At 46.3% G+C, this 23,155-nt stretch carries 10 protein-coding genes; 7 read left to right on the top strand and 3 right to left on the bottom strand.

Features of this window, described 5'->3' with window-relative positions:
* The first annotated feature begins 18 nt into the window (after positions 1-18).
* The 3 genes from HXT50_RS03550 to HXT50_RS03540 all read left to right on the top strand — a co-directional run bounded on the left by HXT50_RS03550 (position 19) and on the right by HXT50_RS03540 (position 3,630).
* Entirely contained in the window at positions 19-879 is an 861-nt protein-coding gene (locus HXT50_RS03550; protein WP_004118590.1) for a hypothetical protein, read from the top strand.
* Between the two features lie 430 nt (positions 880-1,309).
* On the top strand, positions 1,310-2,755 hold the full coding sequence (locus HXT50_RS03545; protein ID WP_421777031.1) for a hypothetical protein: 1,446 nt from the start codon (positions 1,310-1,312) through the stop codon (positions 2,753-2,755).
* Between the two features lie 413 nt (positions 2,756-3,168).
* On the top strand, positions 3,169-3,630 hold the full coding sequence (locus tag HXT50_RS03540) for a hypothetical protein (protein WP_004118594.1): 462 nt from the start codon (positions 3,169-3,171) through the stop codon (positions 3,628-3,630).
* 121 nt (positions 3,631-3,751) lie between these two features.
* Here the strand turns inward: HXT50_RS03540 and HXT50_RS03535 are convergent, their stop codons facing one another.
* On the bottom strand, positions 3,752-5,098 hold the full coding sequence (locus tag HXT50_RS03535) for a helix-turn-helix domain-containing protein (protein WP_421777030.1): 1,347 nt from the start codon (positions 5,096-5,098) through the stop codon (positions 3,752-3,754).
* A 15-nt stretch (positions 5,099-5,113) separates the two neighbouring features.
* Positions 5,114-7,144 (bottom strand): DUF6020 family protein, encoded by a 2,031-nt coding sequence (locus HXT50_RS03530; RefSeq protein ID WP_421777029.1) that lies wholly within the window; start codon positions 7,142-7,144, stop codon positions 5,114-5,116.
* Between the two features lie 102 nt (positions 7,145-7,246).
* On the opposite strand from HXT50_RS03530, the gene HXT50_RS03525 reads away from it, so the two are divergent.
* A complete protein-coding gene (locus HXT50_RS03525; RefSeq protein ID WP_112928807.1) occupies positions 7,247-8,149 on the top strand; it encodes a biotin--[acetyl-CoA-carboxylase] ligase in 903 nt (300 codons plus the stop codon).
* Between the two features lie 589 nt (positions 8,150-8,738).
* Here HXT50_RS03525 and HXT50_RS03520 read toward each other — a convergent pair.
* Complete coding sequence (locus HXT50_RS03520; RefSeq protein WP_101886142.1) at positions 8,739-9,389, bottom strand: biotin transporter BioY; 651 nt, start codon at positions 9,387-9,389, stop codon at positions 8,739-8,741.
* Between the two features lie 205 nt (positions 9,390-9,594).
* On the opposite strand from HXT50_RS03520, the gene HXT50_RS03515 reads away from it, so the two are divergent.
* The 3 genes from HXT50_RS03515 to HXT50_RS03505 all read left to right on the top strand — a co-directional run bounded on the left by HXT50_RS03515 (position 9,595) and on the right by HXT50_RS03505 (position 22,845).
* Positions 9,595-11,499 carry a biotin carboxylase N-terminal domain-containing protein gene (locus HXT50_RS03515; protein ID WP_004106295.1) on the top strand — a complete coding sequence of 635 codons (1,905 nt, stop codon included), beginning with the start codon at positions 9,595-9,597 and terminating at the stop codon, positions 11,497-11,499.
* Positions 11,496-13,142 (top strand): acyl-CoA carboxylase subunit beta, encoded by a 1,647-nt coding sequence (locus tag HXT50_RS03510; RefSeq protein ID WP_101886141.1) that lies wholly within the window; start codon positions 11,496-11,498, stop codon positions 13,140-13,142. The genes HXT50_RS03515 and HXT50_RS03510 overlap by 4 nt, the downstream gene beginning before the upstream one ends.
* A gap of 118 nt (positions 13,143-13,260) precedes the next feature.
* Positions 13,261-22,845, top strand: a complete 9,585-nt coding sequence (locus tag HXT50_RS03505) for a fatty acid synthase subunit beta domain-containing protein (RefSeq protein WP_421777028.1) — start codon at positions 13,261-13,263, stop codon at positions 22,843-22,845.
* Positions 22,846-23,155: the final 310 nt, after the last annotated feature.

The raw sequence follows: 23,155 nt of genomic DNA, 5'->3' as shown, positions 1-23,155 counted from the left end.
AGAAGAAAGGAAAATATTATGTTAAATAAGAAGGCTATTGCCGCATTTGCTGCCGGCGCCACCCTCCTCTCCGGTTTCGCTTTTTCTGCTCCAGCAATGGCAGCAGGCTTGGATGACTGGATTAAGGTTCCAGGTATGAGCAGCCACACTACTGATCCAACTGGTCAGCAGTCTGATAATGGTGTTCCTGGTACTCCTGCAGCTGATCCAGAAAGCCATGATCCAATCAACTCTGATTTGCTTCAGCATAACTACAAGGGTCAGTTCGTAGAGGTTTTGAAGCGTGCGCAGACCAATGTTCACCTTTATGATGCTCTTCTCCAAAAGCTTGAAGCTACACAGGCTCACGGCTGGGATGACCTCATCAAGGGTATGGGTGACACCTGCGCTTACTTGAAGGATATTCGTCGTAAGCTTGAGAAGGCTGTTTTGCACTACGGTCATGTTGAAGCTACTGTTAAGGATCTCAAGGCTGAGCTTGCTGAGGATATGAAGGATGCCCTTGCTAAGGGTGATTACGTTGAGGCTCACGAAGTCCAGCAGCTTCAGGCTCAGGTAGAAGCTTTGCTCAAGGTTGCTGATAACAACCGTACTCGCGCTGCTGCCTTGTTGGATTCCGCACGCGATCACGCTAAGGATCAGAGCTGCGACACTGGTGCCAAGGATATCTTGAATGCTATGAAGAAGGAACCAAACTTCCCAGGTAAGAAGGCTCCAGCTAAGAAGGCTGCTGCTAAGGCTGAGGCTAAGACTGCTGCAGCTAAGACCCCAGCTGCCGCTGCTCCATTGGCTAAGACCGGCGCTGCTGTAGCTTTGGCTGCTGTTGCTGCTTCCGTGCTTGCCGGTATGGGTGCTGCTCTTCGCAAGATTCGTCACTAAATTTAGTGAATAATTTTTCACTCAACTTGTGGCATGAGACTGTTTAAGTTTTATGCCACAGGCGACTTGCAAATTTTATTGTGCGTTTTCACTGTTTTGCCAAATCTCTTTCTTCACAGTGCTGGCGTTGATAGTGTTTGTAAGCTAGCTGTTGAGTGTTGAGTCAGTGTTGCTTGTTAGGGAAGCAATGCTGATTAGTGTAAGAGGCTTGGGGAATTGTGCTACTAGGGGCATTCGTTTCCCAAGCCTTTTGCCGTATGTGTTAGTATTTTGGGTTTTGATTAAAGTTTGAAGGTTATTGCTCAAGATATTGAATTAATTCCCAAAATATGAAACTCATTTTGAATATTTACTAAATTTTGTTTATTGATTTTGCTTTTGCGTGAACAAATGATGTCGCGCAATTTATGTGAGAAAATTGAGGTTTATTATGTTGAATAAGAAAGCGATTGCCGCATTCGCTGCCGGTGCCACATTGGTTTCTGGTTTGGTGTTTGCCGCGCCTGCTATGGCAGAGCCGCCTGTTAATGGTGGTTCTACTCCTACTGTGCAGTCCGCTGATGCTACTGAACTTAAAGGTGTTGTTTTTAACTTTAAGGTAGGTAAAACGGATCATAAGACTACTGCTATGACTCTTTATAAGAAGGGTGATAAGTACGGTGCTGATAAGAGCGATATTAACTATACTATAGCTCAGATTGGTGCTGGCTTGTTAGCTCAGGTGCAGAATGATCTTACTCCTGCTCAGGGTGATTCTGTAGTTGATACTGGTACTGTTGGTACTATTGCTTATCCTAAGACTATTGAAGCTGGTGAGAATACTGTTACAGTTACTCTTACTTATAAGAGCGATGTAACTGATGATGTTGTTACGACTATGGCTGGTATTGGTGATTTTAAGACTTTTGAAGCTACACTGAAGCAGCAGAAGAAGAAGATTAGTCCTGTCCAAAAAGCCTTATTTGACGCTCAAAGAGCGAAGGTTGAAGAAGCAATATCTAAAGATAAGGCTAAGAAGGATGCGCTTATTGCTGAGGCTGAGCGTTTTGGCTTGCCAAAGAGTGTTATTGATGCTTTGAAACATTATGCTGAGTCTAAGGAGTCTGCTGCTGTAGCAAAGCTTCTTGAGCAGGGTAAGAAGAATGCTAGGGAAGAGTTAGCTAAGAAGGCTGAGAAGGAAGGTTTCGCTTTCGTTGCTAAGCTGATTCGTAATTCCAAGAAGTCTACTTTGACTGCATTGAAGGCTTTGCTTGCTGAGGCTGAGCGTGAAAAAAGAAATATTAACAATGGCGTAGCTCCTGCAGTTAATAATGTGCCTGAGTATAATGGTGCTGATTTGTTCAAGGGCTTGACTTATGACCAGGCTAAGGCTTTGTACGAGGAAATGAACGCTAATGCAGAAGCTGCTAAGAAGGCTGCTAAGGATGGCAAGCTTGATGCTGATACTGTAAAGCTTCTTGCTCAAGCTAAGGCTGCTTTCCAGAAGATTGTTAAGGCTGAGATTGAGAAGATTGCTCAGCAGGCTGAGAAGGAAGGTTTCACTTTCACTGCTAAGCTGATTCGTAAGGCTAAGACTGTTGAGGGTGCTCGTGCTTTGCTTGCTGAAGCTGAAAAGAGCAAGAAGCTTACTCCAAAGCCTATTAATCCTTTGACTCCTGTTCCAAGTCAGCCTAGCGGTAATGGCGCTGGTACTGGCAACGGCGCTGGAAATGTTGCTGGTAATACTAATGACAATAAGACAACGAAGAATGCAACGAAGAATGCTGCAAATGTTGCTGCTCCATTGGCTAAGACTGGTGCTGCTGTAGCTTTGGTTGCTGTTGTTGCTTCTGTGCTTGCTGGTGTGGGTGCTGCTCTTCGCAAGATTCGCCACTAAGCTTTTAATGCACAAAAGTGCATGATTGCTTAACTATTTGTGAGCGTGCTGTATGCGAATACGGTGCGCTCACTTTTTACTTTTTAGTTCAGTTTTTGCTTACATTATTTACTTCAGTATTACGCCAGTAACTGATTATCCATAGTTTGTTCTGCGTTAAGTTCTAAGCGTTCTCTTATACTGCTGGTAGTTGCTTTGTTACAGCAAAACGCCTTTATTTAGTGTTTTTTCTTTAAAATACTTTCTATTTGTGAAAAAATTGGTGTACCCTGTGTTATTGTAATTTAGATTGGTATATTCCGAGTTGGTGTATTCCGGGTTGGTTTATTCCAGTTTTAATATTGGTATCTGGCTTCTGCGTGTTAGCCCTAACTTTTGCGCGGGGATCAGATAAAAGAGATTGAAGGTCTAATATGTTAAAGAAGAAGACCATTGCAGCTTTCGCTGCAGCTGCTACTTTGCTTGCAGGTTGTGCTTTTGCTGCTCCAGCAATGGCTGATGATGAAATCGATACTCATGTTCTTGAGTACGGTACTCCAGATCCATTGAACGGTGAGAATTTGTATCCAGAGACTCATGAGGCTCCTGCTAATCCTAAGGGTTACAATGACCCTACCCAGGTTCCTGATATGAATCACTGCTACAAGAACGCTTTGGGCACTGTAGTTTGCGAGCCTGCTACAAAGACTTTGTACAACAGAGCTCTTACCAGCAATTTCCATGAGAATGATAAGAAGCCAGCCCCAGCTGCTCCAGCTCCAGCTGCTCCAGCTAAGGCTAAGCTTCCTAAGACCGGTGCTGCGGTAGCTGTGATTGCTGTCGTTGCTTCTGCTCTTGCCGGCATGGGTACTGCTCTTCGCAAGATTCGTCACTAAATTAGTGCCGTAAGTATAAATAATATATTATTATTGTTTGTGCTTGCTTTATTCTTGCATTTAGCGTGTGATGTAAAACCTTTGGTTTTGCGTCGCACGTTTTTTGTTTGTAAAGTTAGACTTAATGTGAATCGCGAATTCTACCAATTGTTATAGCTGTTTGCAGCACATAAGCGGCGCGCGGATCCGTAGCATCCCATCCTGTAGTTTGCGCAACTTTACGTAAACGGTAACGAACAGTATTTGGATGCACATTAAGTTCGTGTGCTGTTTGGTCAAGAGCTCCACCAAAGCGCAAGAACATGTCAATAGTTTCCAGAGTTGGATCGTCATGACTGTAAGGAGCCAAACTTTGATACACCTTGTTGTAAAGAGTATCAAAAGCTGTGGCATCGCCAATAAGTGCTCGCTCCGGAAGCAAATCATCCGTGTGAATGATTTGCGGCAAATGCTTTACTGCTGGAGCAACAGCAATTGCGGCAAGAGTAGCAGTAAGAGCGGAAGAAATCTGCTCAACGCCCTCAACCATGCTGCTAACACAAATCGTCTTATGAGAATTCTCAAAAACTTTGCACAGCTTCTCTAAAGCCTGATCGCTAGGATTTTCGCGTACAGCAAGCAGAATAATATGAGAAGGTGCTGCAAAAGTAGAAGAATTTTTCGTAGATGCTGATATCAGTGCTTGCGTTTTTTGCCAAGCTCCCGTAATGCGCTGCAAAGCACTACTTTGTGTGCGCTCAACTATTGCATCATACGCATTGCAACTACCAAGCTGTGGCCAAATATTTCGGCGCAAAGTGTCAGTGTTATCAGGTGGAATATCTGGTGCTGGCTTGCGATTTGGTCCGTCATCTGGCTTAATTGCAGTGCCGAAAGTTCCTACAATAACAATAACTTTTGGCGAATCTGACCATTGAAGTAAATGCATGAAAGCGTCAATACGAGCATCTGCAATACCATTCATTAAGCACGTGGCAATAATCGAGTGTAATTGCAAGCGCATCGCCGCGTCAAAAACTTGGCCATCACGATTGTCGAAAATTCTAAGCGGTTCCGAGCTAGTTGATTTTTGCGCGCTGGGCAATGGAGTAAAACTCGGTGAATTATTACCTTTAGTATTTTCAGAAGATTGACTTGAATGACTCGAACGACTTTGATTTGATGAAAGACGATGCCATAAGTGGTGCTTGTGCTTTTCTTCGTTTTCTTGCTCTGCTTTAGAAGAGCTCTCTTGATCATTTGATACAGCGTTTACTTGCGTTTTGTTTAACTGTTGATTTTCAAGAGAATTGGCAATATTAGAATCCTCCGCGTGCTTTTCTGCTGCTTGTACGCTTGCTAGTATCGAAAGAAAATCGCTACTAAGTAAGCTGTTTCCTGCAAGTTTATCTTCATAATTTTCTTCGGACATAATAGAAGAAGCAGCGCTGCTATCTTGCGCAAACTGAGGTGTATTCTTCTCGTCCATCTTATGCCTTTGATTCTAACATTCTCTACTATTATAGCGCGATTGAGTAAAAGTATCTCGCCAAAAAGTAAGTGCTACAAAGCAGAAAACAAAAGCTAACGGTAGCATATGTCGCTCAAAATTATTAGCTGGAGCAAGAATCATAACTCCAACCAGCAAGGCAAGTGGAATATGCCATAACAATGTGCGCCAACGGCGAAGAATAATTTCTGCAACTCCAATAAGTAGTGTAAAAATAACGAAAGTATTTCCGTGAATTGACCAACTTAAAACAGGAATATCACTAAACGTGCTAATGTCTTCTGCAAATTTAGTTCGCCACTTAGGATTCCAATATTTAATCCAATCAGATTTGTGTATGCTGTCAGTGTCTATGTAATATTCTGGTCCAACATACGGGCGGTCAAAAATATCAAAGTATCCGTAAGTCTTTGCAAGAAAAGCGTCAGTTGCCACAAATGGACTATGCGTAATCATTTGCCACCAAGCGAAATCTAATTTACGAATATTGTCTTTAGTAACGTATCGCCAACGATAACTCACTTTTTTAGATTGCAATCCGGAAGATTTCACAGGGTCTGCGTCATAAGGTTTGTATGCTTCTGCAGTTTGATCCAGATTAAAAATTGGTGCAATAATGCGCTTTGCACTACGCGGTATGCTATGCGGATCGAGCTTAGCTATACGTGCAATTTGTTGTAACTGAATGCCGCGACTCTCAATAGGATCGCCGCTAATAATAGCACCGCTCGAAATAAGCATAATTAACGAGCCGTGAATTACAACGGTTGGAAGCAAAATTCCGCAAACCCACAAACGCCAGCGTTTGCGCTCAAAAATAATTAAAAGCACGAATTGAACAACCAGAATATACCAGGCATATTTTGCAGCAATAAGCATTACACACACTGAAATAATTAATTCCAAAACAGTGTGAAGTCTAGGCTTTTGCGCACTCGGCTTTGTGCTAGGTGTATTTTTAGTGTCCTTCGCATGATAGCAATTAGTTAACTCGTAATTTATGCCAAACCACCAAACAAAAGCGAACGCAAAAAGCGGAGATTTTGTAAGCGCAATAGTTGAGCACAACACAAGCGGGTTAAGTAAAAACATAAGCAGAATAACGAATCTTGCAAAAGTTGTTGTGCTGCAATTTGTTGAGCTAGATTCTGCGTTAAGCCAAGGTTTGTTTAAGAAGCGGTGTGCTGTTGCAGAAACGCACCATGCTGCAAATACAAATTGTGCAAAGGCAAGAAGTGCAATTCCAGCGTCGTTTGAGTCGGTAAAGTATCTGGAGACTGCTGTTGTTGCGCCATAAATAACAGTTAGAACAATGTTGTGCTGATCTGTTAAATAAGTTGGATGAGTTGGCCACAAGTAGTGCGCAGTTGGGTAAATATCCATTGGGACAAAGCTAAAGAAGCCGATATAAGGCTGGTCTAAGCCTGTAATTTTATTCCAAGTCCAACTGTACTCACGAATTTGCGAGCATATATCTGCACCGTATGCGGCAAGTAACGTAGCTGGAACCCAAATCCAGCCCACGAAAAAAGTAAGAAGTAGGTTTCTTCTGTTGCGAGTGGAGTGGTTAATGAACCATTTAGCGCAATTAAAAAATAGTTTTGCAGATTTTAAAAGAAAATGCGAAATATTGCGGAAAATAGTGTGTTTAGTAGTAAATTTTTGTAATTTTGACTGTTTTTTATTTTCACTATTTTTTCTTAACGCAATTGACTTTATTAATTTCGTAAAAGGTTGATATTTAGGCAAAAACTTTTTATTTTTACCGTAGTAAATAAGCACAGTCAGTATTAATGCGTATATTATGAAGGCAGCAACGAAAATAAAAGCATTAACCAACGAAAAATCAGCGATTGATCCTAAATGAACTTTAATATCTTGACTGCGGAAAATTGGCCCCAGGCTAGTGCAAAAAGCAAGTATAAAGCATAACAAAGCAGCAAGAGTGTAATCTAAAAAACGTGCTACAACAGCACGCAATGTGCGCGGCTTCTTGTACTGCTTTTTGCGACGTATGCGCTCCATGTGTTAACACCTGCTTAATTGATGCCTAGCTATTTTGGTTGCTATTGCGCGCAAAACATGCAATTACGCGCGCAAAAATATAATCTGATGTAAATTATACATATGACTATTTTTTCTTCGCAAAGTGTGGCATTGATGCCGCAGACATCAGAAGTAGCAGATTTGGTAAAATATTTCGCAATTACAGATTCTACGCAAAATATTGCGCGAGAAATGATACAAAAAGGCGAAATAATCGCGCGAGATGACGGAAAGCCAGCAATAGTTGCGATTGTGGCAGACGAGCAAACAGCAGGAAGAGGACGATTAGGGCGCGCGTGGGTAAGCCGACCGGGAGAAAGCTTTTTAGTTTCATTCGTAACTTTGCTGCCGAAGTCAATTGTTATGGACGCAAGTCACAATGGCTGGCTGCCTATTATTGCAGGGCTTGCAGCGCGTGACGCACTTCTAGAAACGTTTAAAGAGTGCGGAAGTTCGCCGATACACGGTGATGCTTGCGCGATAAAACTTAAATGGCCTAACGACGTGTTTTTGCACGATTGTAAAGAAGGCGGAATCTTAACAGAAATCGTAGCCGATCCAAGCAAAGACAATGTTGTTGGAGTAATTTTTGGAATCGGATTGAATTTGTGCGTGCCGCAAGAAGTGCTGCCAATTAAGATGGCAACTTCGTTGCAAATGCATATGACTGATTTACCAGAATCTAAAGAATTGCGTGATACGATTGCTGCGAAAATAGTTACTGGATTGAGGACGAGATTGTGCGATTTTATGCGTGATTATCCAAGTAACGCTGCCGATTTGCTTAAAGAGGTAAATGGTGTGTGTTGGACTCTTGGACGCGAAGTTAACGTGCATCCAATTGACGGAAGCGTGGTGACAGGAACTGCTGTGCGGCTTGGAGAAGATGCGTCGCTTACAATTCGTGAGGCATCTGGCGAGGAAATTGTGGTAAAAAGCGGCGATGTGCACGCAGTTGCGTATGAAGCGCGACGACCTGCTTGAGCGCTGCGATTTAGCGCGCGAAAGCAATTCGGAGCGCCGAGCTTGCTTAGAGTTGAAAGCACGGTGTGCTTTCAACGCAAGCGAGGTCTGCCTTCGTCAGTAAAGACGAAGGCAGGGCAGGTTCGCTTGGTAGTTCATTGGGAATTCTGCTGTGATTGGTGTGCGCTGACGACCTGCTTGAGCGCTGCGATTTAGCGCGCGAAAGCAACTCGGAGCGCCGAGCTTGCTCAGGGTTGAAAGCACGGTGTGCTTTCAACGCAAGCGAGGTCTGCCTGCGTCAATAAAGACGCAGGCAGGGCAGGTTAGTGTAGTTGTGCTTTAGAAACTAGGTTGTGACTAGTGTGCGCTGACGACCTGCTTGAGCGCTGCGATTTAGCGCGCGAAAGCAATTCGGAGCGTGAGCTTGCTCAGACGGAAAGTCCAGTGGACTTTCCGTGCAAGCTCAACAGCGAGCGCTTAAAGCGCAAGCGTCAGCTGTTTGCTAGTTATCTCAGTCAAAGAGCAAGTGCGCGGCAATCTTATACAAAACGGCATTCCCTTTTACAGTCGTGTAAAGGAAATGCCGTTTTTCTGCAATATAACGTTTCCGCTACGCGCGCTTTTTGTTAAGTGCGTTGTACAAGCCGGAGCAAGCCGCGCTCGCAACAAAAGCCTTAATCAAATCGCCAATCATGAAGATAATCAAGGTTGCGGCGGCAGTTGAAAGTGGCATGCCAGTTAGGTAGCTTTGACCGAAAATGCCGAATGCGTAAATCACGATCGTGCCGATTATAGAAGCTACAGAGTAAGTGCAGAAGCGTGCGAAAGTCTTCTTGAAGGAGTTTTCTGACATCATTGCGTCAAGAGCTACGTCAAATACGCGCTTCAAAGCTGCAGTTGCAGCAACGCCAAATATGAAACCGGCTAAGAATCCTGCAGTAGGGCCAACAAAAACAGCCCAGCCGCCCTTAAAGCCAGCAAACACAGGCAAACCTGCTGCGCCAACAGCAAGGTACATAACTACAGAAGCTACGCCTTCGCGCCAGCTCAAAGTTAAACCAATAATGCACAAAACAAGAGTTTGCAACGTAATAGGCACAGGAGTAATAGGAAGATAAATTGCGCCTGCCATGGTAGAAAGAGCCAAAAGCACAGTGAGAAGCGCTGGCTTTGCAAGCCATGCTGCAGCTACTTTCAACTTATTTGCAACGTTTGAATTTGCTGAAGCTGTTGCTGCATTATTTTGATTTATGTTAGTCATGAAAACCTTCTTTTGGTTATTTCCGGTTTGCCGTTTGCAGCTAATAGGTTGTCAATTAAACGGTTTTGCCGGTTGTTTTCCGTTTCGCTAATCACATTACGTGCCTAAAAAATCATGTGCATTGGAGAAGTGTACAAAATTTTGCTCTAGCTTTTGTGTATGTCGACTCATCCGTAAACGCAACTTTTCTAATATCTTGTAACGTATGGTTACGAATATCAAAAAAATTCTCATCGCAAACCGCGGTGAAATTGCCTTGCGAGTTATTCGCACGGCTCACGAAATGGGCATTTCTACCGTTGCTATTTACGCACCTACTGATCGCAACGCGCAGTTTGTAGAAATGGCAGACGAAGCGTACGCACTTTCCGGAGACACGTATCGTGATACTTATTTAAACGAAGATGCGATTCTTGACATTATTAAAAGAAGCGGCACGGATGCTGTGCACCCGGGTTACGGTTTCCTTTCGGAAGTTGCGTCTTTTGCGAAAAAAGTTAACGATGCTGGGGTTATTTGGATTGGTCCTCGCCCGGAAGCTCTTATTGATTTGGGAGATAAGATTACGGCTCGTCGCGTGGCAGTTCGCGCGAAAGTGCCGCCAGTTCCAGGCATTTCGGAGCCGGTAAAAGATATTCGAGAACTTTTAACTTTTGCGCAAACGCACGGATATCCTGTGATGATGAAGCGCACGGATGGCGGTGGCGGACGCGGCATTACAGTCGTTCGTAACGATGACGAGTTGCGAGGCTTTTACATGAATCACGACGCTCTTCAGGGCGGCGACTTAGATGAATATTTTATTGAGCGTTTTATCGACAAGGCTCGCCACGTTGAAACGCAGTGCGGCCGCGACGCTCACGGAAATTTCACCGTATATTCCACGCGCGATTGCTCGGTGCAGCGCCGAAACCAAAAGCTGGTTGAGGAAGCTCCTGCACCGTTCTTGACCGACGATGAAAAAGATCAGCTTTACCGATATTCTCGTAACCTATTTGAAGCTGTTGACTACGTTGGTCTTGGCACGTGCGAATATATGGTGACTTCTCAGCATAAAGTCTACTTCTTGGAAGTTAATCCGCGATTGCAAGTTGAGCACACGGTTAGTGAGGAAGTTAGTGGACTTGATTTAGTGCGAGAACAGCTCAATATTGCTGACGGCGGCGAGTTGATTAAGGATCCAGAACCTCGCGGACACAGCTTCGAGCTTCGCATTACTTCGGAAGATCCTGCTACGAATTTGACTCCAAGTTCCGGCACTTTAACGAAAATAAAGTGGCCTTCCGGTCCTGGTATTCGCGTCGATTTTGGTGTTGAAGTTGGCGATAATATTTCGCCAAAATTCGATTCGATGATGGGCAAGCTTATTATTACTGCGCAAAGTCGCGAAACTGCTGTCGCTCGCGTGCGTCGCGCTTTGAAGGAACTTTGTATTGAGGGCGTGCCAACTCCAGCAAAACTTTTTGAGCAGATTTTTAACGACCCTGAGTTTACTGCGGAAAATCACAGTTTTGACGTGTCTACTAAGTGGATGGAACGCAAGTATTTGAACCGAGTTCCTGCAGCTTCCTTGGGCGGTCAGCCGGCTTCGCTTGTTTCTGGAAAGTCTGCGGATGAATCCGAAAATAAGCAGCCTGCAATGGAATCCTTCATTATTGAGGTTGATAATAAGCGTGTAAAGCTTACGATTCCGCAAGATATTGTTGATAATTTGACTGGCTCGGCGCGAGTTCGTAGCGTTTCTAGAGCTTCGCAGCCTTTGCGCGGACGTTCGCTTCGCGGAAGTACTCACAAATCTGAAGAACAAAAGCAGATTCCTGGCGTAATTGCAGCGCCTATGCAAGCTGTTATTACGCGCGTGAATGTGGCTGAAGGCCAGCAGGTTGCCAAGGGTGATTTGCTTGTGGTGCTTGAGTCTATGAAAATGGAAAATTACGTTTACGCTCCTGCAGCTGGTACTGTTACTGGAATTTTTGTGGGGCCTGGTGACGGCGTGGAATCGGGCGCAAAGCTTGTGACGATTGATCTTGCTGGAGACAAAAGCGCAGATAAAGGCGCAGAAAAATCTTCCGAAAAAAGCGATGAAAAGCCGGAAGGAGAGCAGAAATGAGCGCTTTAGTAAAAGAAAAGTCTGAAATCTCTGAAACTTCAGCGAAAACAGTTAGTAACTCTTCTGTTAATAGCTCTGCTGACGATACAAACTTGCAGCCTCGTCGCGGAAAAGCTGCAGTTCAGCACGCAGCACAACTTGCTCGTGACGCAGAACAAAAAGCTTTAGAACGTCAGCATGCAAAAGGAAAGTCAACTGCAAGAGAGCGTCTTGACTTGCTTTTTGACACCGGATCGTTCGTGGAAATCGGACGTTTTAACGGTGGTGACATTAATAACGACGTTGCAGGGTGCGCTGTAATCACCGGATTTGGCGAAGTCTATGGCAGAAAAGTTGCAGTTTATGCGCAAGACTTTTCCGTGCGCGGCGGAACTTTAGGCAAAGCTGAAGGCGAGAAAATCTGCCATCTTTTAGATATGGCTGTTGAACTTCGCGTGCCAGTTGTTGCCGTAATTGATTCCGGCGGCGCTCGCATTCAAGAAGGTGTGAGCGCGCTTATGCAATACGGGCGTATCTTCAAAAAAACTTGTGAAGCAAGCGGCTTAATTCCGCAAATCTCAATTATTCTGGGTCCTTGCGCTGGTGGTGCAGTTTATTGTCCTGCGTTAACAGATTTGATTATTATGACTCGCGAGCACTCAAACATGTTTGTAACCGGTCCGGATGTTGTTAAAGCTGCAACCGGCGAGGCTATTAGCATGGACGATTTGGGCGGCGGTCTTGTGCATAACGCAACTTCCGGTGTCGCTCACTATTTGGGAGAGGATGAAGCTGACGCAATTGACTACGCGCGCACAGTTTTGGCTTACTTGCCATCTAGCTGTGAGGTAGAGCCTCCAACTTTTGCATACGCTGCAACGCGCGCAGATCGCGAAACTGCGCGCGAGTTGGCGAATATTGTGCCGGATAACGACCGTCAGCCTTACGATGTGCTCGACGTGATTCGCAGAATTGTTGATTATGGCGAGTTCGTGCAAGTGCAGGAGTTGTATGCTGCTTCTGCAGTGGTTGGTTTTGCTTGCATTGAGGGTCATCCTGTTGGAATCGTAGCAAATCAGCCGAAGGTGAACGCTGGTATTTTGGATGTAAATTCTTCCGAAAAAGTCGCGCGATTTGTGCGATTGTGTGACGCGTTTAATTTGCCTGTGGTGACTTTGGTTGATACTCCAGGTTACAAGCCTGGTTCAGATCAAGAGCACGCAGGAATTATTCGCCGAGGTGCGAAAGTGATTTATGCGTACGCGAATGCGCAAGTTCCGCTGGTTACGGTGATTTTGCGAAAGGCTTTCGGTGGAGCTTATATCGTTATGGGTTCCAAGTCGATGGGTGCGGACGTAAATTACGCGTGGCCAACCAGCCAGATTGCAGTTTTGGGTGCGCAAGGTGCCGTAAATATTATTCACCGCAAGGATTTGCAAAAAGCTAAAGAGCGTGGGCAAGACGTTGCGGCTCTTAGAAAGCAGCTGGTTGACGAGTATGAGGCGACTACTGTGAACGCAAATCTTTCGTTGGAAACTGGTCAGATTGACGCAATGATTGACCCGGAGCAGACTCGCGATATGATTGCCGGCTCATTGAAGCTTTTGCGCAGTAAAAAGCGGGTTTCCAGAACTGGAAAGCATCACGGAAATCAGCCAATGTAAGTGATTTATAAAAATTATAGGAATTATCAAACTTATAACTAAAAACTATAAAACTTACAAAACTTACAGAATTTACAGAATTTATAAAACTTATCCAAATCAACGAGAAGGAAACATCATGACAACATACTTTTTTGACCAACTCGCTAATAATCCGCACGCACTCGTGTTTGCAGGTCAGTCAACTCCGTGGGTTGAAGCTTTGCGCGAGCTTAGTTCAGACGAAGAATTAAACGCAGAACTTCACGAGTATGAAGCAGGCGCAAAAGCTTTGCTATCGCCAATTTATTCTGAGCTTTTAGCAAATGCAGGCGGCGACATAAACGTGTTTGACGCGCTAGAAAATAAGCATATGAACGCTGCAAACGCGCTTCTTAGTGTGCCTGGAATTACGCTTGCACAGTTCGGTGCAGTGCGCGACTTAACAAATCTTGGATACAACTTTGAAGTAAACAAGCCGTGCGCAGTTTTGGGTCATTCTCAAGGCGTAATCGCAGCAGAAATGGTAAAAGCTCGCATAAAAGCAAAGTCTTGGCAGAAGGCTCGCGCTCAAATCGAAGAATTACTCGCAATTGCCTACTTAATTGGAGCTGCAGGAGATCGTGAATCTCGAATGCTTGAAATTACTGGTGACGGCGAGCATACGCCAATGCTGTCACTTAAAGGAGTTACTAAAAAGCAGGCAGAAGCGTTGATTTCCCGCGTAGAGCGCACGCGCGGTGAAGTGTCAATTGCTGTTAAAAACGCTTACAATCACGTGGTTATTGCAGGATACCCGGAAGATATGGAAGCTGTTGCAAACGAAGCGCAAAAAGAAACAAAGCGTTCGAAAAAATTGCGCGAAATGAAAGTTCGCGGTGGAGCTGTATTTGCGCCAGTTGCTGAATATTTGGATGTTACAGTTCCATTCCATTCGCCAATGCTTCAATCTGCAGTTGAGCAGGTAGTAGAGTGGGCAAATGAGGCTGGTTTGAACACTACAGTTGCTCGCGAATTGGCTGATGCAGTGCTTGTAACTCCTGTTGATTGGGCTACGCAAATTGGTGAAGTTTTGGAGCAAAACGACGCGCGCTCGCTTTGGATTTTAGACATGGGTCCTAGCGAAGTGCTCGGAAAGCTTACTGGAGTACTTGTGCAAGGAACCGGCGCTGGAATAGTAGAGGCTGCTACCTTGCGCTCGCGTGCAGAGCTTTCGACAGCTGACTCTGCTTCTGAGCTAGAGCGTACGGGCTGCTGGGCTGATTTTGCTCCTCGAGTAATCAACACGCCTGCAGGACGTAAAGTACTTACTAAATTTAGCAAGCTTACAGGCAAAGCTCCTGTGCTTCTTGCAGGAATGACACCAACGACAGTAGAGCCGGAAATCGTTGCTGCAGCAGCAAATGCAGGCTACTGGGCTGAGCTTGCTGGCGGCGGTCAAGTAACTGCAGAAGTTTTTGATCGTCATATGAAGTCGCTTGAAAATCAGCTTCGCGAAGGCGCAACTATCGAATTTAACGCCATGTTTATGGATCGCTACCTGTGGAATTTGCAATTTGGTTCGAAGCGAATCGTGCCAAAAAAGAGGCAGTCGGGAGCTCCTATTGATGGTGTAGTTATTTCTGCAGGCATTCCAGAACTTGACGAAGCCAAGGAATTAGTAGCATCCTTGCAAGCTGATGGATTCCCTTACGTAACGTTTAAGCCTGGAACAGTTGACCAAATTCGTCAAGTTGTGCGAATTGCTAAGGCTGTTGCTCCAGCCACGATTATTGTGCAGGTTGAGGGCGGTGCTGCAGGCGGTCACCATTCGTGGGAATCTCTTGACGATTTGCTTATGACAACTTACGCGCAAGTGCGCGAGTGCGAAAATTTGGTGCTTGTTGCAGGCGGCGGTATTGGCACTCCTGAGCGTGCTGCAGGCTACATTTCTGGCGAATGGGCGAATGAATACGGTTTGCCAAATATGCCAGTTGATGCTGTAATGATTGGCACAGCTGCAATGACAGCAAAAGAAGCGCATACAAGCCCTGAAGTAAAGCGTATGCTTGTGGAAACTCCGGGTATTGCGATGCCAAAATCTTCTAGCATTGAAGGTTTTGATGAGGATCCGTTCGCGCCAATGGGTGAGCGTTGGGTGCCTTCTGGCAAAGTGATTGGCGGTGTGACGAGTGGTTTAAGCCATTTGCACGCAGATATTTACGAGTTAGAAAACGCTTCTGCTCGCTGCGGTAGATTGCTCGTTCATATGATGAAACATCCTGAAGAGCTTGAATCACGTCGCGATGAAGTAATCGAAGTGCTTAACTCTACTGCAAAGCCATATTTTGGTGACGTAGAAAGCATGACTTACTTGCAATTTGCTCAACGTTTCCTAGATTTGGCATACCCTTGGGTGGATCCGACTTACGCAGATCGCTACATGCATTTGTTACAGCGTATTGAAGCGCGTTTAATTAATCAAGATTCAGGCGAATTTACTTCTATTCTGCCTTCTATTGAAGAAGTTTCTAAGCACCCTCAAGCTGTTTTATATACGCTGATTGATGCGTTGCCTCAAGCTCGCGAGATGAACGTTGTGCCAATGGATGCCGCTTGGTTCCCAACTTTGGTGCGCGAATACCCTAAGCCAATGCCATTCGTGCCAGTTATTGACAACGATTTGTTGCGTTGGTGGGGTCAAGATCAGCTTTGGCAGTCGGAAGATTCGCGTTACTCGGCAGATGCTGTGCGCGTAATTCCAGGACCGATTTCCGTGGCTGGAATTACGACTATGGATGAGCCGATTGCCGATATTCTGGGACGTTTTGAAGCAGCTGTGCTCAATCGTGCAGAATCTGGAGCGGAAACTGGAGTAGAAGCAGAAAATAAGGAAAATGCGGCGAGCAAGTCTTCAAAATCTGCTTTTAGTCAGATTGCTGATGCTAAAAACGTTGAAGCTTACGTGCGTGCATGCCCGAATATTTCTTGGGTTGGTCATGTAACTGCAAACCCTGCTTACGGAACGTCTTTAGGAGACGAAAATTACGTAATTACAGTAACTTCTAGTAATAATGACGTAATTTCGCTTGATTTAGATATTAAGCTAGATACATTCTGGGATAATCAAGAAAATCAGGAAGCAAAACACTCCACAAAAAACGCTGCAAACTCGCCAAAACGCAAGCATGCAGTACGAGATATTGTAATTCCGCTAACTGTTGACGCAAGTCAAGCTGGAAGCATACCAGTAGTTGACCGCGAACGCTTGCCAAAGCACGTGTACGAAATGCTTGCAGCAACCGCAGGTATTGGAAATACAGCGATTACTGGCGATGTGCTTGACGCTATGCCTAAGGTTGAAACAGTAAAAGAAGATGGCAGTTTGGCAAAATTGCCGGAAGATTTGCTCGCAGAAGGTTATAGAGATTTCCCGTTTGGATTGGTTCATTCTTCCTATACTTTCTCAAGAAATCTTGGAATTGATCACGAGTCTGCTACTGCTGGAAGACTTCCAGATGGATTGCTTGCTTCTCGCATTGTGCCAGACGCGTTAGTAGGTCCTGCTTGGCCGACTATTTACTCGGCTTTGGGTTCCGTAATGGTTGATGGATACCCGATTATTGAGGGTCTGCTTAACGCTGTTCACCTAGATCATTTAGTAGAACTTGACGTCGATGCTGAAGATTTTAAAAAGTATGTCGACAAGCGAATTAATTTGCTCGGCTGGGCTGAGCCGTATGCAGAATCTGCTTCCGGACGCGTGGTAACTATTCACGTAATGCATACTGCTGCAGATGGAACTCGTTTGGCTCACGAAACTGAGCGTTTTGCTATTCGTGGACGAAGCTTCAGCAACGCGCTTCCTGCTCCAGCTGCGCAATATGGCGAAGCTGCAGGATTGCACGGATACGAAATTGAAGACACACCTCGCAGAGCTTTGCGCAGAGTAGTCGTTCGCGCTCCTCACGATATGACCGCTTTCGCGCGTACTTCTGGAGATTTCAACCCAATTCACACTTCTAAACGAGGTGCTGCAATTTCCGGGCTTTCTGCTCCTTTGGTACACGGTATGTGGCTTTCTGCAACAGCTCAGCATGTGGCTCAAGCAGTTGATGAAAAAGGTGCTCGCTACGAGCTCATTGGTTGGTCCTACAACATGTACGGCATGGTTCAGCTTGACGACGAAGTAGAAATCACAGTTGAGCGCGTTGGTAAAGTTCGTCGCGGCGGACTTGCTTTGGAAGTTACATGCAGAGTTGATGGGCAAATCGTGTCTAAAGCAAGCGCACTTACTCGCGCTCCACGTGCAGCATTCGTATACCCAGGTCAGGGTATCCAAAAGCAAGGAATGTCGCTGGATGAGCGCGCAAAGTCGCCTGCAGTGCGCGATACTTGGGAGCGAGCAGACAAGCTTACTCGCGAAAAGCTTGGATTCTCAATCCTCGCAGTCGTGCGCGATAATCCAAAGGAGCTTACTGCTCACGGCGTAACTTATCACCATCCTGAAGGATTGCTTAATTTAACACAATTTACGCAAGTTGCGCTCGCAACAGTTGCCTTTGCGCAAACCGCGCGTTTGCGTGAAGCAGGATGCGATATTTGGCCTGCTTACTTTGCAGGACATTCGCTTGGCGAATACAATGCTTTGAGCTCCTTCGCGCAAATTATTCCACTCGAAACTGTGCTTGAATTGGTGTTCCACCGCGGATCTACAATGCATCACTTGATTGAGCGCGATGCGCAAGGTCGCTCGAACTACCGCATGGGTGCGCTTCGACCAAACCAGTTTGGAGTGTCAGACGAAGGTGTGAACGCTTACGTTGATGGCATTTCCAAGGCTACTGGCGAATTCTTGCAAATTGTAAACTACAACTTGGCAGGTCAGCAGTACGCAATTGCTGGAACTATTAAAGGCTTGAAGGCATTGGCGGCAGACGCTTCTAAGCGCGCTAAGGAGTATGGCGGCAAGCCTCCATTTATGTTTGTTCCAGGAATTGACGTGCCGTTCCACTCTCGAATTCTTCGAAAGGGTGTGCCGGAATTCCGCGACAAGCTCGATTCGCTGCTGCCGAAGCATATTGATTACTCTGTGCTTGTAGATCGTTACATTCCAAACCTCGTGGCTTGCCCGTTTGAGCTTACGCGAGAATTTGCGCAAAAGATTTTGGATGTTGTGCCATCTGAGCGCATTGAAGCAGCTTTGGAAGATGAAACTACGTGGAAATCTTATGCAGAGGATGAGCAGAAGCTTGGTAGATTGCTTCTTACGGAGCTTCTTTCATGGCAGTTCGCTTCTCCAGTTCGTTGGATTGAAACGCAGGCTCTTATGTTTGCTGATCGCGCTCGCGGTGGTCTTGGCGTTGAAGAGTACGTTGAAGTTGGTTTAGGAAACGCGCCAACTTTGGCAAATCTTGGTGCTAAAACTCTTGCTTTGCCGGAGTTTAGTGGCGAAAAAGTGACTGTTTACAACGTTGGTCGTGATGAAGGCCGCGTTTATATGACTGACACTGATTCGCTTGTGCCTGAAGTGTTTACTGAGGAAGATAGTCAAGAAGCAAGTAGCATTGCTGATGCGACTGCTGCTCCTGCAGCTCCTGCAGCAAATGTTGTCTCTGCTGCTCCTGCGGCTTCTGCTTCTGCAGCTAATGCAGCAGCAAGCGGACCTGTAGCAGACTTGCCATTCAAAGCATCCGACGCAATCTCAATGCTTATTGCGTATAGTGCAAAAATCCGCCTCGACCAAATCGGAGACACTGACACAACTGATACTCTTACAAACGGCGTATCTTCACGCAGAAACCAGCTTCTTATGGATATTAGTTCCGAGCTTGGCGTGGCAAGCGTGGATGGTGCTGCAGAAGCTCCAATGAGTGCGTTGCGAAAGCTTGTGGATTCGGTTGCTCCTCGCTATAAAGCTTTTGGTGCTGTGCTTTCCGATATTGTGCGCGAACGTTTGCGTGCGCTTTTCGGTGCAGCCGGTGTGAAACCAGCGCAAATTGACAAGCGTATTTTGGAAGTTTGGCAGCTTGGTGAAGGCTGGCGTGCGCACGTTCTTGCGGCTTTGGTTTTGCAAACGCGTGAAGGTGCTAGCGTGCGCGGTGAAAATCTTGCGCAACTTTCAACTGATCCTGCAAAGAATACTGCTGCAGCCGACGCTTTAATCGACGCAGCTATACAGCAAGTTGCGCAAGCTCACGGCGTTAGCGTTTCTCAGCCTGGCGCTGCTGGCGCAGCCGGTGGTGCTGTTGTTGATTCTGCAGCTCTTGACGCTTTTGCGCAGCAAGTTGTTGGCGCAGACGGCGTACTTGCTGCAACTGCTAAGTTTGTGCTAGCAAAGCTTGGTGTTGAAGCTCCTAAAGCAGAAACTGAAAGTGACGAAAATGCTGCTGTTGTAGCTGCTGTTGAAGCAGAATTAGGTGCGGATTGGCCGAAGCAGGTGGCTCCTCGATTTGATGAGCGTAAGGCAATTCTTTTCGACGACCGCTGGGCTTCTGCTCGTGAAGACGTTGCTCGCTTGTACTACAAGTATGCTGGAAAGAATGTTGATATTCAGGTAAATGAAGTTTCTGAAATCTTAAATGATTTTGGTAGTTTCCTTGGTGCAGGGGAAGCAGTAGCTTCGGAAGCTGAGTGGTTTGCAAGTCTTTCTAAATCTCGCGAATTAAACAATCTTGCAACAATATTTAATGATATTGCTCACGATTCTCGCACTAAACTTGCGCAAAACAACGTTGATACTGCTCAAGCGACTCGTTTTGCAGGAGAAGTTGCAGTAGTTACAGGTGTTGCTCCTAATTCGATTGCTGCTCGCGTAGTAACGGGCTTGCTTAAGGGTGGAGCTACGGTTATCGCAACTTCGCACAGTTTCAAGCCGAGCGTTAAGTCTTGGGCGAAGAAAGCGTATCGCGAAAACGCTCAAATGGGCGCAAAGTTGTGGCTTGTTCCAGCAAACTTGTCTAGCTACCGCGATGTTGACGCGCTTGTAAAGTGGGTTGGCACAGTTTCGAAGAAAGTTAGCGGCGCAACTACTACTATTTTGAAGCCTGCTTACGAGCCGAGCATGTTCTTCCCGTTTGCAGCGCCTCCAGTTCACGGCACTTTGGCTGATTCTGGTTCGCTTTTTGAATCGCAATCGCGCTTAATGCTGTGGGGAGTGGAGCGTGCAATCGCCGGATTTGCGCAAATTGGAGCAGATACGGATGTGCAACATCGTATGCACGTTGTGTTACCTGGCTCTCCAAACCGCGGTATGTTTGGCGGCGATGGTGCTTATGGCGAAGTCAAGAGTGCTTTCGATGCGATTGTGAACCGTGCGCATGCAGAAAGTGTGTGGTCGGATCGCGTGACTTTTGCGCATCCTAAGATTGGATGGGTGCGTGGAACCGGCTTGATGGGTGGAAATGATCCGCTTGTGGCTGTAGTTGAACGTCATGGCTTAACTACCTACTCAACGCAAGAAATGGCAGATCGTTTGCTCGATTTGTGCACGAAGGAAGCGCGCGAACAGGCCGCAATCGCGCCTTTGGACGTTGATCTTACGGGTGGATTAGGCAAGGAGCCTCTTGATTTGAATGCTCTTCGTGCAGAAGCGTTGGAAGATCAGAAGCGTGCTGAAGCTGCGGAAGAAGCGGCGGAAGCTGTAGAAGAAGCTGCAGAATCTTCTGCTAAATCAACTGCTAAATCAACCAACAAAGCACTTCCAACTCCTTACATGCCAACTCAGCCGCGAGTCAACTTGGCTGATTGGAAGAACGTAACAGCGCGTCCAGAAGACGAAATTGTGATCGTCTCAGTCGGCGAGCTTGGACCGTGGGGTTCCGGACGTACTCGTTTCGAAGCAGAACTTGGAATTCGCGAAGATGGATCCGTGGAGCTTTCTGCAGGAGCAGTGCTGGAATTGGCTTGGAATATGGGCTTGCTTACTTGGCAGGATTCACCAAAGCCAGGCTGGTACGATGCGGACGGCACGCTTGTTCCAGAAGAAGATATTGCAGAGAAATATCGCGATGAAGTAGTTGCGCGCTCCGGTATTCGACCATTCGAAACCGGCATGGGTGGCGACTACAAGGATGGAGCGAACGAAGAAGAAGCAGAAATCTTCCTCGATCACGACGTGAGCTTCAGCGTTCCAACAGAAACAATTGCGCGCGAATATGTGGCACTTGACGAATCGCACACTGAAATTGCTCGCGATGCAGAATCTGGCGAATGGACTGTTACGCGCAAGGCAGGTTCTATGATTCGCGTACCGCGTAGGGCTGCAATGACCAGAACCGTCGGTGGACAATTCCCTAAGGGCTTCGATCCGCTGAAGTGGGGAATTCCTGCTTCAATGGTTGGAAGTGTTGACACGATTGCGTTGTGGAATATTGTCACAACTGTAGACGCTTACATTTCTGCTGGTTTCACACCTTCGGAGATTTTGCAATCTGTGCATCCGTCAATGGTTGCTTCCACGCAAGGAACCGGTTTCGGTGGCATGAGCTCAATGCGAAAACTGTACTTGGATCGCTTCCTTAACCACGAAATTCCTACGGACGTACTGCAAGAGGCGCTTCCAAACGTTGTTGCAGCTCACGTAATGCAAACCTATATCGGCGGCTACGGAAATATGGTTCAGCCGGTGTCTGCATGCGCAACTGCAGCTGTTTCGCTCGAAGAAGGCGTCGACAAGATTGCTCTCGGCAAAGCTGACTTCGTAGTAACTGGCGCAATTGACGATATCGGCGTGGAATCCGTAGTTGGCTTCGGCAATATGAACGCAACTGCCAATAGCGAAGAAATGTATGCGAAGGGCATCGATCCACGATTCTTCTCTCGCGCAAACGATCGCAGACGCGGCGGCTTCCTTGAAGCTCAAGGTGGCGGTACGATTTTGGTTACGCGTGGCGATATTGCTTTGAAGCTTGGCTTGCCTGTTGCTGGTGTGGTTGGTTTCATTCACTCCTACGCTGACGGCATTCACACTTCTATTCCTGCTCCGGGCTTGGGTGCTTTGGCTGCGGGCATGGGTGGAGCTAAGTCTAAGCTCGTGCGTGATTTGGCAGCTCTCGGCGTTACTCCGGACGATATTGCTGTGGTTTCTAAGCACGATACGTCTACGAATGCAAACGATCCGAACGAATCCGAGCTGCACAATACTCTTGCGCACGCAATCGGACGCACGGACGGAAATCCACTGTTCGTAATCAGCCAAAAGACGCTGACCGGGCACGCAAAGGGTGGCGCGTGCATCTTCCAAATCAACGGTTTGACGCAACTGTTTAGAAGTGGCGTAATTCCTGGAAACGCATCACTTGACTGCGTGGATCCTAAGCTTGCGCGCGACGACCACATGGTTTGGTTGCGTGAGCCGATGCGGATTGGCGATGGTGCAGGTTCTTGTGCAGTGAAGGCTGCTCTCGCAACTTCGCTCGGCTTCGGTCATGTTAGCGGATTTGTGGCATTGGTTCACCCTGGTGCTTTTGAGGCTGCTGTGGCTGCTAGTGCAGGTGTTGATGCGCTTAAGAATTGGCGTACCAAGGCAAATGCGCGTTTGGCTGCAGGTCAGAGGCGATTTGAGGAAGGCATGATGGGCCGATCTGCTTTATTCGAGCCTGTTGAGAATCGTCACTTGCTGAAGGATGGCACGCGCCTTCCGGATGGCACTCGCTACGACGGTCACGAAGCAGAAAAGGCGATGTTGCTTAATCCTGAAGCTCGCCTTAACGCTAACGGATACTATACTGCTGAGTCTAAGTAGTTGCAAATGTAAAGAAAAGGTCGGATTTTAGCTTAAATCCGACCTAAATTTTACAGGCGTGTAAAATAAAGGTCGTTTTATTGCCTTAATTCGGCAGAAACTTTACGTCCGTGTAAAATAAAGGTCGTTTTTAGGTGAAATCCGGCAGAAACTTTACACCGTTGTGCACTTCGCTCGCTGCGCTTTGAGCACTACAGTATGTCAACGCGAAATAGTGGGCAAAAACCTGTATATTAAAATGCTCTGTGGTTGAGTAGTTATCGCAATTTGCGAATTTTCTCTTCCACAGAGCATTTAGTTATTTAGTTAT

The organism is Gardnerella sp. KA00243 (genome assembly GCF_049244105.1).
In the GTDB taxonomy this organism is placed as follows: domain Bacteria; phylum Actinomycetota; class Actinomycetes; order Actinomycetales; family Bifidobacteriaceae; genus Bifidobacterium; species Bifidobacterium leopoldii.
The sequence above is the reverse complement of the archived record's forward strand: the minus strand, read 5'-3'. Positions and strand labels throughout refer to the sequence as shown.